14 protein-coding genes are annotated in these 13635 nt (G+C 65.3%); 12 read left to right on the forward strand and 2 right to left on the reverse strand.

Features of this window, described 5'->3' with window-relative positions; genetic code table 11:
- The 3 genes from trmD to leuC all read left to right on the forward strand — a co-directional run.
- Positions 1–406 (forward strand): tRNA (guanine(37)-N(1))-methyltransferase (trmD, locus tag ACP146_RS00005; RefSeq protein ID WP_425032138.1); only part of this gene is annotated, 406 nt, incomplete at its 5' end.
- 53 nt (positions 407–459) lie between these two features.
- The gene (gene rplS / locus ACP146_RS00010; protein WP_422369598.1) at positions 460–915 is read left to right on the forward strand and encodes a 50S ribosomal protein L19; all 456 of its coding nucleotides are present in this window, start codon (positions 460–462) and stop codon (positions 913–915) included.
- 161 nt (positions 916–1076) lie between these two features.
- Positions 1077–2480 carry a 3-isopropylmalate dehydratase large subunit gene (gene leuC, locus ACP146_RS00015; protein ID WP_422369599.1) on the forward strand — a complete coding sequence of 468 codons (1404 nt, stop codon included), beginning with the start codon at positions 1077–1079 and terminating at the stop codon, positions 2478–2480.
- A gap of 12 nt (positions 2481–2492) precedes the next feature.
- On the opposite strand, the gene ACP146_RS00020 is transcribed toward leuC, so the two are convergent.
- Positions 2493–3764 (reverse strand): glycosyltransferase, encoded by a 1272-nt coding sequence (locus ACP146_RS00020; RefSeq protein ID WP_422369600.1) that lies wholly within the window; start codon positions 3762–3764, stop codon positions 2493–2495.
- A gap of 261 nt (positions 3765–4025) precedes the next feature.
- Between ACP146_RS00020 and ACP146_RS00025 the strand changes: the two genes are divergently transcribed.
- From ACP146_RS00025 to ACP146_RS00050, 6 genes are all read left to right on the forward strand, one after another.
- Positions 4026–5819, forward strand: coding sequence for a L,D-transpeptidase family protein (locus ACP146_RS00025; protein ID WP_425032139.1), 1794 nt, complete (start codon positions 4026–4028; stop codon positions 5817–5819).
- Between the two features lie 289 nt (positions 5820–6108).
- Entirely contained in the window at positions 6109–6681 is a 573-nt protein-coding gene (locus ACP146_RS00030; RefSeq protein ID WP_422364714.1) for a DUF882 domain-containing protein, read from the forward strand.
- 125 nt (positions 6682–6806) lie between these two features.
- Positions 6807–7412 (forward strand): 3-isopropylmalate dehydratase small subunit, encoded by a 606-nt coding sequence (leuD, locus tag ACP146_RS00035; RefSeq protein WP_422364715.1) that lies wholly within the window; start codon positions 6807–6809, stop codon positions 7410–7412.
- A gap of 76 nt (positions 7413–7488) precedes the next feature.
- Positions 7489–8601 (forward strand): 3-isopropylmalate dehydrogenase, encoded by a 1113-nt coding sequence (leuB, locus tag ACP146_RS00040; protein WP_422364716.1) that lies wholly within the window; start codon positions 7489–7491, stop codon positions 8599–8601.
- Positions 8602–8760: 159 nt separating this feature from the next.
- Positions 8761–10113 (forward strand): OmpP1/FadL family transporter, encoded by a 1353-nt coding sequence (locus tag ACP146_RS00045; protein WP_422364717.1) that lies wholly within the window; start codon positions 8761–8763, stop codon positions 10111–10113.
- A 291-nt stretch (positions 10114–10404) separates the two neighbouring features.
- On the forward strand, positions 10405–10587 hold the full coding sequence (locus ACP146_RS00050; RefSeq protein WP_299395528.1) for a hypothetical protein: 183 nt from the start codon (positions 10405–10407) through the stop codon (positions 10585–10587).
- Positions 10588–10688: 101 nt separating this feature from the next.
- Here the strand turns inward: ACP146_RS00050 and ACP146_RS00055 are convergent, their stop codons facing one another.
- On the reverse strand, positions 10689–11021 hold the full coding sequence (locus ACP146_RS00055; protein ID WP_422364718.1) for an Mpo1-like protein: 333 nt from the start codon (positions 11019–11021) through the stop codon (positions 10689–10691).
- A 142-nt stretch (positions 11022–11163) separates the two neighbouring features.
- Between ACP146_RS00055 and ACP146_RS00060 the strand changes: the two genes are divergently transcribed.
- The 3 genes from ACP146_RS00060 to ACP146_RS00070 all read left to right on the forward strand — a co-directional run bounded on the left by ACP146_RS00060 (position 11164) and on the right by ACP146_RS00070 (position 13504).
- Positions 11164–12177, forward strand: a complete 1014-nt coding sequence (locus tag ACP146_RS00060; RefSeq protein WP_299395532.1) for an aspartate-semialdehyde dehydrogenase — start codon at positions 11164–11166, stop codon at positions 12175–12177.
- 62 nt (positions 12178–12239) lie between these two features.
- Positions 12240–12866, forward strand: coding sequence for a LysE family translocator (locus ACP146_RS00065; protein ID WP_422364719.1), 627 nt, complete (start codon positions 12240–12242; stop codon positions 12864–12866).
- A 56-nt stretch (positions 12867–12922) separates the two neighbouring features.
- Positions 12923–13504, forward strand: a complete 582-nt coding sequence (locus tag ACP146_RS00070; protein ID WP_422364720.1) for a tyrosine phosphatase family protein — start codon at positions 12923–12925, stop codon at positions 13502–13504.
- Positions 13505–13635: the final 131 nt, after the last annotated feature.

The following is a 13635-nucleotide window of genomic DNA, read 5'->3' on the forward strand; positions in this document are numbered from 1 at the left end:
GGAATTGGCGGCGGGGCCGGGTGTGACCCTGCTCTGCGGCCGCTACGAGGGGGTCGACGAAAGGGTCCTGGAGGCCCATGACGTCCTCGAGGTCTCGCTGGGTGACTATGTCCTCTCCGGCGGCGAGACCGCGGCCCTGGTGTTGATGGATGCGATCGTCCGTCTGCTGCCCGAGGTGATGGGCAACGAGGACAGCCCGGGCGAGGAATCGTTCGGCGAGAACGAGTTTGAGGGGTTGCTGGAATATCCCCTCTTTACGCGGCCGGCCGAGTGGCAGGGGCGCAAGGTGCCGGAAGTCCTGACCTCCGGCCACCACGAGAAAATCCGCCTCTGGCGCAAGGCGCAGGCGGAAGAGATTACGAAGCGGCGCCGCCCGGATCTTTGGGCGCGCTACACGAAGAATTAGGGCCTGGCCTGCTTGTTGGCCGGTCACCCGCGTTGGTTTGAGGATTGAGAGCCATGAACGTCATCGAACAGATCGATCAAGAACAGATCGGCAAGCTGACCGCCGATAAAGAGCCGCCGGCTTTCGCCCCGGGCGACACCCTGCGGGTCAATGTGAAGGTCCGTGAAGGCAGCCGCGAGCGCGTTCAGGCCTTCGAGGGCGTCTGCATTGCGCGGCGTAACCGCGGGATCAACTCGGCCTTCACCGTGCGCAAGCTGTCCTACGGCGAAGGCGTCGAGCGTGTCTTCCCGCTCTACAGCCCGCGCATCGAGTCGATCGAGGTGGTGCGCCGCGGCGACGTCCGCCGCGCCAAGCTCTATTACCTCAGGGGCCGCACCGGTAAGGCCGCGCGCATCCGCGAGCAGACCACCGGTCACAGCGGCAAGCTGGAAGCCGCGGCCAAGCAGGAAGCTGCCAAGGCCAAGGCCGAGCGCAGCAAGTCCAAGAAAGCCGAGAAGGCCGAAGGCTAGCAGCCGAGGGTCTCTCTGCCGTCCAGGCATCAAGAGGGCCCGTCAGGCCGCTTCTCGGAAGCGCCGGCGGGCCCTTTTCTATTTCAGGCCCCTTCGTCCCAGGGCCGGGACGAGAAGAGGGGGCGTTGAAGAACAAGGCCTCTTCAAGGAACGATCACACGATGTCCGCACCGCGCACCCTGTTTGACAAGATCTGGGACAGCCATCTGGTGAACCGTCAGGACGACGGCACCTGCCTCATCTATATCGACCGTCATCTGGTGCACGAGGTGACCTCGCCACAGGCCTTCGAAGGCCTGCGCATGGCCGGGCGCAAGGTGCGCCATCCCGAGGCGACGCTGGCGGTGCCGGATCACAACGTGCCGACCACCGACCGCTCCAAGGGGATCGAGGAAGAGGAAAGCCGCATCCAGGTCGAAACCCTGGAGAAGAACTGCGCCGACTTCGGCGTGCCGATCTTTCAGATGAACGATGTCCGCCAGGGCATCGTCCACATCATCGGACCGGAACAGGGCTTCACCCAGCCCGGTATGACCATCGTCTGCGGCGACAGCCACACCGCGACCCACGGCGCCTTCGGGGCGCTGGCTTTCGGTATCGGCACCTCCGAGGTCGAACACGTTCTGGCGACCCAGACCCTGATCCAGCAGCCGGCGAAGAACATGCGCATCGCCGTCGACGGGGCGCTGCCGGTGGGCATTACCGCCAAGGACCTGATCCTCGCCATCATCGGCAAGATCGGCACCGCCGGCGGCACCGGCCATGTCATCGAATACGCCGGCCAGGCGATCCGCGACCTCTCCATGGAAGGCCGCATGACGGTCTGCAACATGTCCATCGAGGGCGGCGCCCGCGCCGGGCTGATCGCGCCGGACGAGAAGACCTACGACTATGTCATGGGCCGCCCCATGGCGCCCAAGGCCGGGGCCTGGGAACAGGCCGTCGCCTACTGGCGCAGCCTGCCCTCCGACGAGGGCGCGCGCTACGACAAGGAGGTGACGCTCGCGACCGGCGACATCGATCCGCAGATCACCTGGGGCACCAGCCCGGAAGACGTCGCGCCGATCACCGGCCGGGTGCCGAGCCCGGAAGAGGCCCGCGACGACGCCAAGCGCCAGGCGATGGAACGCTCGCTGGATTACATGGGCCTGAAGGCGGGCACGCCGCTCAGCGAAGTCGCCATCGACAAGGTCTTCATCGGCTCCTGCACCAACGGTCGCATCGAGGATCTGCGCGAGGCCGCCAAGGTCGCCGAGGGCCGCAAGGTCGCCGAGGGCGTCCACGCGATGATCGTGCCGGGATCGGGTCTGGTGAAGAACCAGGCCGAGGAAGAGGGGCTCGACCGCATCTTCACCGAGGCGGGCTTTGATTGGCGGGAGCCGGGCTGCTCCATGTGTCTGGCGATGAACGCCGACCGCCTGCAGCCGGGCGAGCGCTGCGCCTCCACCTCCAACCGCAACTTCGAGGGCCGCCAGGGCCGCGGCGGGCGCACCCACCTGATGAGCCCGGGCATGGCCGCGGCGGCGGCCATCGCAGGCCGCCTCGCCGACGTGCGGGAGCTTTAGGCAGCCCAGCTTTTAGTCGGCCCAGCTTTCGATCATCGCATCGACTTCTGCTGCCGCGCCCGCGGCACCGGGTTCCGCGCGCAGGGCTTCGCCGGTTTCGGCGGCGCGCCTGCGCATCTCCGGCGCTTCGGTGGCTTTCAGCGCCTCGGACAGGGTCGCTGCCGTCAGGCGCTTCTGCGGCAGAGGCGGCGGGCCGGCACCGGTTGCCGCCACCCGCTGGCCCCAGAAGGGCTGATCGCCGAACACCGGACAGATGACCGAGGGGCGCCCCCAGCGCAGGCCCTCGTGGGTGGTGCCGGCGCCGCCGTGATGAACCACCGCCGCACAGCGTGGAAACAGCCAGTCGTGCGGCGCGGATTCCAAAAAACAAACGTGCTCATTGCTGCTTGAATCCGTCAGGCCGCCCCAGCCGGTCGCCAAGACCCCGCGCTTTCCGACCGCCCGCAGCGCGTCGATCACGTTTTGGGTCAACGGCCCCGCGTCCTTTCCCGGCATGCTGCCGAAGCCGACATAGACCGGCGGCGGTCCGGCTTCGAGAAAGCGCGATAGCGCCGGCGGCGGCTGCCAGCCGGTGGCGGGCTCTGAGAACCAGTATCCCGTAACCTTCTCCCGGCTGCCCCAGTCTTCCGCCGCGGGCACCAGGTGGCGGCTGAAGCCGTGCAGCCGGGGCACGGCCTTTCCCGCCGGGTGGTAGCCGCCGAAAAGGTCTCGCGGTCCCTTCTCCGCGAGGCCAAGCCGTTCGCTGCGCCAGCGGCCGACCTGCCCTGACAGCAGGCGATGCATCAGGCCGACGACCGCCTTGTGACTCATCCGGTTGCCGAAGCGCCCGAGGTCGCCGAACGGCAGGCCCGGGCTGGGGAAGGCGCCGGTGGGGATATAAGCGGGGATCAGGGCCGTCGGTACGGCGATGATCTGCAACGCCTCGGCGATATGCTGAGCCGCCAGCCCCTTGGGGTGATGGTAGAGAATGATATCGGGCCGTACCTCCTGCGCGACGGCCCACATCTCGTCGAGCTGGCGGCGGAACAGGCCCTTGGAGGCGCGCCAGGCCCGGATCTTGCCGGAGAAGGTCCGCAGCGCCGCTTGGATCTCCGGCGTCTGGATCATTTCCCGCACGTTGTCGGAAAGCGGCGCGGCGGTCAGGCCTTGGGCCTCGATCATCGCCTCGAAGCCCTGCCCCGTACTCACGATCACGTTGTGGCCGCGGGCCCGCAGCGCGGCGCCCAGCGCCACATAAGGCTGCACGTCGCCGCGCGACCCCAGGGTCAGGATAAGAATCCGCATGCGTCCGGCATAGAGGTTTTGCCCGGCCCCGTCGAGAGGGGGGTCGAGAGTGAGGGCGAGAGGCGGCTGGAGAGGCCTTCGGGTGAGGGCACCCCTTTTTTGCAGCCCTTCCGGGCCCGGTGGTTGCATCGGGTGGGCTGGAAACCCGCCGCCTGCTGTGATCCTATGGATCTTGAGAGAGCAGAGCGCCCCCGGTTGAGAACAACCCGGCTGAGAACAACAAGGGCCGGCCGCGGGGCGAGAGGAAGAGGGGACCCAGGAATGAAAACCGGGGATATGATCGTCTGCGGAATCACGATCCGTGCAAGCTGCCTGTCGGTTTGCCTGCTTTGGGCGAGCCTCGCCCTGGCGCCGCTGCCCGCCGCTGCGGCGGCGCTGGAAGACGCGCTCGGCGCCCAGTTGCGCGCCGGCGTCGGAACCGCGGCCACCGATGACGAAATCGAGTCGCTGACGGTTCTGGAGCGCTTTTACCAGGCGCGCGGTCTGCAGCCGGTCTGGGTGGACGAGGCCGGGGCCTCGCCGCGCGCCCGGCAACTGACCGATCTGCTGCTGGCAGCCGATCTCGACGCTTTGGATCCGCGCGACTATGGGGCCGAGCAGATCGTTGCCCTGCTGGAGGCGAGGGAACCGGGGTCACTGGCTGAGCTTGAGGTGCGTCTGACCCAGGGGCTGGTGCGCTATGCCGCCGATCTCGGCCAGGGCCGCACCACGCCGCATATTGCCGACCCGGCGCTTTTCGTGTTCCGGGAGGAGGTGCGCAAGGAGGCGGTGCTGGCCGCCGCTGCCGAAGCGGAAGACCTGCGGGCTTTTGTGGAGAGCTACCGGCCCGACACCGTGCGTTACGACCGCCAGAAGGTCGCGTTGGCCGAATACCGCGCGCTGGCGACCCAGGGCGGCTGGCAGCCGCTGCCCCAGGGGCCGACCCTGAAGCCGGGCATGACCGATCCGCGGGTCGGCCTGCTGCGCGAACGCCTGCGTCTCTGGGGCGACCTGAAGCCGGACCAGGATCTGAGTGAAAGCGGCGGCGATCCATACTTCTACGACGACAAACTGGTCGAGGGTGTGAAGTGGATGCAGTACCGCCACGGCCTGACCCAGGACGGCGCGGTCGGCAGGAAGACCCTGGCGGCCCTCAACGTGCCCATCGAAACCCGCATCGAGCAGATGGTGCTGAACCTGGAGCGCCGGCGCTGGATGCCCGATGATCTCGGCCAGCGCCATATCTTCGTCAATATCGCGCGCAAGGAACTGCTGCCCAAGATCAAGCAGAACGCCAGCTATCTGGCGGAGCACAACTTCACCCTGTTCAGCGACTGGAGCAGCGGCGCCCGGGTGGTCGATCCGCTGATCGTCGACTGGGCGGCGGTGAACCGCAACAACTTCCCCTACAAGCTGCGCCAGGGCTCCGGCGACGGCAACGCCCTGGGCCGGGTGAAGTTCATGTTCCCGAACCGCTTCAACATCTATCTTCACGACACACCGGCGAAAGCGCTCTTCGGCAAGGACGAGCGCACCTTCAGCCACGGCTGCATCCGGGTTTCCGATCCGCCGGCGGGCAAGGCGGCGCTGCACTGGCGTCTGCTGTCGTCGGCGGACATCGCGCCGCAGCGTGCGGTTCAGCTCTACCGCCTGCGCTGGCGCATCGAGCAGCTGTTCCGAACCTGCAAGAGCGACGGCCTGCGCTTCGACGAAACCCAGATGCACGATGCCGGGCGGCTGATGAAGTTCGCCGCCATGGCGCTCGGCGCCGCGGCCCGCATCATGCAACTGGTCGATGCCCGCGACGGCTCGCGCCGACCGGCGACGGACGCCCTCGACGCCGGCTTTCTGCCCGCACTCCAGGCGATCTCCAAGACGCTCGAAGGCAACACCGAGCGCCAGAAAAATCCGCATCCAGCCGACAGCCTCGCGTTCCTCGCCTGGGTCTGCGCCCGCCTCGGCGGATGGAACTGCTACTACAAACCGCCCGGACCAAAGACCATGAAAACCGGTTGGCAAACCCTCGCAGCACAACTCACCGGATTCGCACTCGCAACAAACATCGAAAATGTGTGAATCCCATAGCCCACAAGGGGAGAGGGCCGGGGTGAGGGTGATGGCGGTGTCGGTTTGCGATGCTTGCCTTGAAAGGCGCCAGAGACGGGGCAATCCGGGAATAGACGGCTGCCACGCGCGTCCATAGGGGGTGGCGTGCCTGCCGGTCTTCAGAAATCCAGCCGCTGCGTTGCCTCGGCTCGGCGAAGCGTGTAAATCGTTAACACTCCCTTCGTCATTGTGGGCGCAATGTCCGAAGCGGAACACCGGACCCGCTCGCCAGACCCGTTCGAGAGAGGACCCAGGCGGTATGGACAACAGGTTTCTTGCCGGCGCCGCCTCGCGGCGCTCTTTCCTTTCCGGGGCCCTTGCCGGGGCTGCGGCTTTCACCTCCGCCTCGCTGATTCCGGGCCTTGCCGCGGCAGAGTCCGACAATATCCGAAGCCTCAGCTTCCGCTCCCTGCATACCGGCGAGGAGGTCACGGCGACCTACCTGCGCAACGGTGTTGTCGAGGCCGACGGCCTGCAGCAACTGAACCATGTACTGCGCGACTGGCGCAGTGGTGAGGTTTGGGAAATGGACCGCGGGCTGCTCGATCTGCTCTATGCCCTACGCCGCAAGATGGACAGCGATGCGCCTTTCGAGCTGATTTCCGGCTACCGTTCGCCCAAGACCAATGCCGGCCTTGCCGCCAAGAGCAAGGGTGTCGCCAAGCGCTCCCTGCACATGCGCGGCATGGCCGTCGACGTGCGCCTGCCGGAACGGGACCTGAAGGCGCTGCATCAGGCGGCCCTGGCGCTGAAGGGCGGCGGTGTCGGGCTTTATACGAAGTCCGGCTTCATTCACCTCGATACCGGCCGGGTCCGCCGCTGGGGCGCCTGAAGCCGCCGGTTTCTCGCAGGTCTGCCTTGAACAGACCGGGCTTTTCCCTTTCCGCCTGACCTCCTATGATCCGGCCTCAAAGCCTGGAACAAGACTGCAGCGCGCTCTAGGAGGTCTGCAAAGCAATGGATAAGTTCACGACCCTGACCGGGGTGGCCGCCCCCCTGCCGCTGGTGAATGTCGACACCGACATGATCATCCCCAAGCAGTTCCTGAAGACCGTGCAGCGCACCGGCCTTGCCAAGGGCCTTTTCTACGAGATGCGTTTCGACGAGGCGGGCCAGCCCAAGGAGGGTTTCGTTCTCGACCAGCCGGCCTATCAGAGCGCCAGCATCCTGGTCACGGGCGAGAACTTCGGTTGCGGATCGAGCCGCGAGCACGCGCCCTGGGCGCTGCTGGACGCCGGCATCCGCTGCGTCATCGCCCCCAGCTTCGCCGACATCTTCTACAACAACTGCTTCAAGAACGGCATTCTGCCCATCGCCCTGCCGCAGGAGCAGGTTGACCTGCTGATGGACGACGCCCAGCGCGGCGCCAATGCCGTGGTCTCGGTCGACCTGGAGAAGCAGGAGATTACGGGCCCGGACGGCGGCAAGATCCGTTTCGAGATCGATGCCTTTCGCAAGCACTGCCTGTTGAACGGTCTCGACGATATCGGGCTGACCCTGGAAAAAGCCGAAGCCATTACGGCTTTTGAGGAAAACCGCAAGATCAGCCAGCCCTGGTTATAGATCGGCGGTTCCGGACCGGGGCCGCTCAAGCGGCCCTAAGACTTCAAATAGTGTTTGATCGGGGAGGAGGCGCAGCGTGGCGTCCAACAAGAAACTATTGATCCTGCCGGGTGACGGCATCGGCCCGGAGGTGATGGGTGAGGTGCGCCGGGTCATCGATTGGATGGACAAGCGCCGCGCCGTCGGCTTTGACGTCGACGAAGGCTTGGTCGGCGGCGCCGCCATCGACGGCGAAGGCGCGCCGGTCAGCGATGCCACGGTTGAAAAGGCGATGAATGCCGATGCGGTGTTGCTGGGCGCCGTAGGCGGACCGAATTGGGACAATCTGCCTTTTGAGTGCAAGCCCGAGCGCGGCCTGCTGCGCCTGCGCAAGGACATGGCGCTGTTTGCCAACCTCAGGCCCGCGCTCTGCTTCGATGCGCTGGTGGAGGCGTCCTCTCTGAAACCGGAAGTGATCTCCGGCCTGGACATCATGATCGTGCGGGAGCTGACCGGCGGCGTTTACTTCGGCCAGCCGCGGGGCATCGAAACCCTGGCCGACGGCAGCCGCCGGGGCGTGAACACCCAGGTCTACACCACGCCGGAAATCCGCCGTGTCGCCCGGGTCGCCTTCGACCTCGCCAGAAAACGCCAGAACCGGCTTTGTTCGGTAGAAAAGGCAAACGTCATGGAATCAGGCGTTCTCTGGCGCGAAGAAGTCACCAAGCTGCATGCCTCGGACTTTGCCGACGTGGAGCTCAGTCACATGTACGCCGACAACTGTGCGATGCAGCTGGTGCGCGCGCCCAAGCAGTTCGACGTCATCGTCACCGATAATCTTTTTGGCGATCTGCTGTCCGATGCCGCGGCCATGCTGACGGGGTCTCTCGGCATGCTGCCCTCGGCGTCGCTCGGCGATGTCGACGAAAACGGCCGCCGCGCCGCGCTCTACGAGCCGGTGCATGGCTCGGCCCCGGATATCTCGGGCCAGGGCAAGGCCAATCCCCTGGCCACTCTGCTGAGCTTCGCCATGATGCTGCGCTACTCCTTTGATCTGGGCGAGGATGCCGACCTCATCGAACAGGCGGTGCAGGACGTGCTGGCCGCCGGCAACCGCACCGGCGACATCGCCGCTCCGGGCGCGCCGGTGATCTCTACCGAGCAGATGGGCGCGGCCCTGCTGGCTGCATTGGACCAGCGCGCCGCCTAAAGCCGAGAAGCTTCATCCTCCGGTCTTTTTAGCACCGCCTCGGCGGCGCGCTTCCCGCTGTGCTTTTTTTGGGGCGCAGGTGGTTCGCTTGTTCTACCTCTTTCGGGCGGCCGTTATAGTTTGATTACAACCATAATAATCAAACTGGGGGGCGTTCCAGTGGCCATTTCGCGGTCGAGGATCCATCGACTCTTCCTCTCCATTGGGTTTGCGGCTGCAGCGCTTGGCCCAGCGACAGCCTGGGCGGCGGGCTTTGCCATCAAAGAACAGAGCGGTTCTTCCCAGGGCCATTCTTTCGCCAGCGCGTCCACTGGGATCGAAGACATCTCGACGATGTTCTTCAACCCTTCCTTGATGGCCTTTCATGAAGGAAACCAGCTCGTCACGGTCGGCAGCCTTATTATTCCGCAATCCGAGTTCAAGGACGGCAGCGGCAGTTTTCAGGCAGGCGGGGCCATCGGCAACGCCGCCGGTTTCACCGGTCTCGACGACATCGGCAAAGACGCCCTGGTGCCGGCCACCTACGCCATGATCTCGCCGGCCGAGAACGTGCGCCTGGGGCTGGCGGTGACCTCGCCCTTCGGGCTTGTCACCACCAATCCGGAGGGTTGGGTGGGCCGCTACCACGCGCTGGACTCGCGGCTGACCACCATCAACATCTCGCCGACCGCAGCCTTCCGGATAAACGACTATCTGGCTGTCGGCGTCGGCTTCGTCGCACAGTACCTCGATGCCAAGCTGACCAATGCCGTCGACTTCGGCACCATCGGGTCCGGCCTGGGTGGCATGGCGGGACAGGAGGACGGCCGCGCCAAGCTGCGTGCGGACGACTTGGGTTTCGGCTTCACCCTTGGCTTGACGATAACGCCGGTGGAGGGGACCCGCATCGGCCTCGGCTACCGCTCCCAGATCGCCCACACCGCCAAGGGCGACGCCGCCTTCGATCTCGGCAGTGGTGTCGGCAACACGGTTTCGGCGCTGACGGGCCAGTTCGTCGACGGCGGAGCCCAAACCAGCGTGACCCTGCCGGAACAGGTGAGCATCGGCCTGCATCAGGATATCAACGACGAGCTGGCGATCATGGCGGAGGTCCAGTGGACCCACTGGAGCCGCTTCCAGGAACTGCGCATCGAATTCGACAACCCGGCCCAGGCTGACAGCGTGACCCTGGAAAGTTGGGAGAACAGCTGGTTCTTCGCCCTGGGCGGAACCTACAAGCCCTTCGACGACTGGACCTTCAAGCTGGGGGTGGCCTTCGACCAGTCGCCGGTGCCCGACGATACCCGCACCCCGCGGATCCCCGACGAGGACCGTTATTGGATCTCCGGCGGCATCTCCTACGACCCCTATGACTGGTTGTCGCTGTCTCTGGGCTATACCCACATCTTCCTGCCAGATGCCGATATCGACCTGGGCTTCGACGATCCCAATAATGCCCTTCGGGGTAGCCTGGAAGGGACGTATGAAGCCTCGATCGACATCATCGCCCTGCAGGGCAAGATCACGTTCTGAAGGGGTTGTTGACCTGAGGTCGAGGGGGCTTGGGCCATCCTTCGAGACAGCTCCTTGCGGGGCTTCCTCAGGATGAGGGCTTCACCTAGGTTGGCCTCATGCTGAGGAGGCGTGAAACGCCGTCTCGAAGCATGACAGCGCCATTTTCCCGATTTTCCCGGCGAGATGACAGGTCTGCCTTTTCTTGCTCGCGGGCGTCTCCGGCGACTGTGGGGTCACAATTCCTTCAATTGACCCCTTGCGGACCAGGGTCTATGGTGCCGTGTCTTAGCTCCAATGGGAGATGATTTGATGCAGAAGACCCTTACCGCCCTGATGGTTGCGGCAGGCGTCGCCGGGTTCGCGGGCTCCGCCTTTGCGGCCGGCTGCGGCTATTCCCATACGGTACAGAGCACGAAACCCGTCGTCACGGCGGACGCCCAGCAGTCGACCCCGGTGATCAAGACCACCACCCCGGAGACTGCCAAGAATTAGGCGCCAGACCCATGGACGAAACCAAAGGCCGTCCCTCTGGGCGGCCTTTCGGTTTAAGGGGCGCCTTTTCGGGACTTCATCAAGACAGGCAGCGTAACCGCTCAGCCATTGTGGGGCAGGTGCTGCCGCAGCTCGCCGCTCAGGCTGCCGCCGAGCCAGGCGAAGAACATGCGGAAGTCGCTGACGAAAGACCACAGCGGATGGGTGAAGGTCGCCGGCCGGTTGCGCTCGACAAGGGCGTGGGCCAGCCAGGCAAAGGCGTAGCCGCAGACCAGCGCCGCCGGGAACAGCCACCAGAGGCCGGAGGCGATACCGCCGGCCAGCAGGAAAAGGCCCAGGGCCGTCCCCAGGTAATGCAGGCCGCGGGTCGCCGCGGCGCGGTGTTCGCCCAGATAGCGGGGCCAGAAGGCCTGATAGGTTTTGGACCGTTCCAATGCGCCGTCCAGAAGGTTTGCGGGGCTCGCTTGTTGTCCCGCCGGAACTCTGATTTAACACGGGCTCCCTGGAGAGCCTACCCTTTCGCGGTTGTCGAAAGCCGCGGAGCAGTCGAAGTGAAAGGCAGATAGGTAAAAGGTTATGGGATACAGAGTAGCAGTGGTCGGCGCGACGGGCGCCGTGGGCCGCGAGATGATGAAGACGCTGTCCGAACGCGCGTTTCCGATCGACGACGTGGCGGCGCTGGCCTCCGAGCGTTCGGTCGGCAGCAAGGTCTCCTTCGGCGAGGACGATGAGGTAAAGGTCCAGAACCTGGCGGCCTTCGACTTCAAGGGCACCGATATCGTGTTCTCCTCGCCCGGCGCCAAGATTTCCGCCGAGTTTTCGCCCCGGGCGGCGAAGAAGGGTGCGGTGGTGATCGACAACACTTCGCACTTCCGCATGGACCCGGATGTACCGCTGGTGGTGCCGGAGGTGAATGCCGAGGCGCTGGCCGGTTATGCCAAGCGCAACATCGTCGCCAATCCGAACTGCTCGACCATCCAGATGGTGGTGGCCCTGAAGCCGCTGCACGAAAAGGCGCGGATCAAGCGGGCCGTCGTGGCGACCTATCAGTCGACCAGCGGCTCCGGCAAGGACGCCATGGACGAGCTGTTCAACCAGACCCGCGGCATCTATGTGAATGAGCCGGTGAAGCCGGAGCAGTTCACAAAGCAGATCGCCTTCAACGTCATTCCCCACATCGACAGCTTCATGGATGACGGCTTCACCAAGGAAGAATGGAAGATGATGGTGGAGACCAAGAAGATCCTGGATCCGGCCATCAAGCTGACGGCGACCTGCGTGCGCGTGCCGGTTTTCATCGGCCATGCCGAGGCGATCAATCTCGAGTTCGAGAACCCGATTTCCGAAGAGGAAGCGCGGGAGGTGCTGAACGCCCAGGACGGCGTCACCGTGGTCGATCACCGGGCCAACGAGGGCTACGTCACCCCGGCGGAGTGCGCCGGCGAAGACCAGGTCTACGTCAGCCGTATCCGCAGCGACCCGACGGTCGACAACGGGCTGTCGCTCTGGGTGGTGTCCGACAACCTGCGCAAGGGCGCGGCCTTGAACGCCGTGCAGATCGGCGAGACCCTGGCCCGCGATTACCTGTAGGAACGAAGACTGCCGGGCGGTTTCCGCCGCCGCCGCCCGGCATCCGCTCCGAGGAGCAGTTCATGACCTTTGACACCTGGTTCGTTTTTCTGGCGGCGGCGGTTCTGATCTGTCTCTCGCCTGGTGCCAATAACCTGCTGGCCCTGACCAACGGGCTGCGCTTCGGGGCGGCGCCCTCGCTGGCGGCGGTCGGCGGCCGCCTTGCCGCTTTCCTGGTGATGATCGTCATCGCTGCGGCGGGCCTGGGTGCGGTGTTGGCGGCCTCTGAACTGGCTTTCCAGATCATCAAGTGGGCGGGCGTTGCCTATCTCGTCTACCTCGGCCTGCGGGCGCTGATGGCGCCTGCGGCGGCGTCTGCCGTGCCGGCCGCCGGGGCTGGGCGCGGGTTGTCGGTTGCGGCTTTGGCGCGCCGCGAGTTCCTGGTGGCTGTCGGCAATCCCAAGGCGATCCTGGTTTTCACCGCGGTCTTTCCGCAGTTCCTCGTGCCCGGCGAGGCGGCACTGCCCCAGTTCGCCGTGATGGGGGCGACCTTTCTGGCGACCGAGTGTCTGGCGGCCTTTGCCTACGTGCTCTCGGGCAAGATCTTCGCCCCCTTGCTGCGCGACCGCGCGGCTCTGGTGAACCGCATCACCGGCGGCCTGCTGCTGGCCGCCGCCGGCCTGCTGGCGAGTGCCAGTCGCCGGGCGTGATCGATTCCCGGTCGATGCGACATCGAGTCTTTTGTGTCCGACAAGGAATCTGTTGAGTGAAACCCATTTCGATTTCCGTTTTGACCGTCTGCGGCATCGATGAACTGCCGAACCACGGCACACTGGGTGTCACCCATGTGCTGTCTTTGATCGATCCAGGTTCACCGGCGCTGGAGGCTTTCCAGAACTACGACAGTCATCATCGGACCACGCTGAACTTTCACGACATCATCGAGCCGCTCAACGGCAAAGTCATGCCCGGGCCGGAGCATGTCGCCGAGGTTCTGCAGTTCGGCGAGGAATTGGCGGCGTCGCGGGAAGCCCGCAGCGACGGACATCTTCTGGTTCACTGTCACATGGGCGTGTCGCGCTCGACCGCAGCCATGCTGACGCTCCTGGCCCAGGTTCATCCGGGCGAAACCGAGGACCGGCTCTTTGCAAGGCTGAGAGAGATCCGCCCGCAGGCCTGGCCCAATTCCATCATGATCGGTTATGCCGACGACCTGTTGGGACGAGAGGGCAGGCTGACGGCGGCGCTGCGCCGGCACTACGGGCATCGAATCAAGCACGATCCGGAGGTTGCCGACTGGATGGCGCGGCTGGGCCGCCGCCGGGAAGTGGAGATGGCGGCGGACTGACCCGAACAACGCCGCTTTAGCGGCGCTTTGGGGTTTTGTTCAGCAACAGTGTCCAGAGCACCGGGTCGGTGCCGCTGGCTGGGCCGCTCACCAGGAATCTCGTGAGATTTAGGGGCAGGGCCGCCTCGCAG

The organism is Pelagibius sp. (genome assembly GCF_965249265.1).
Lineage (GTDB): Bacteria > Pseudomonadota > Alphaproteobacteria > Kiloniellales > Kiloniellaceae > Pelagibius.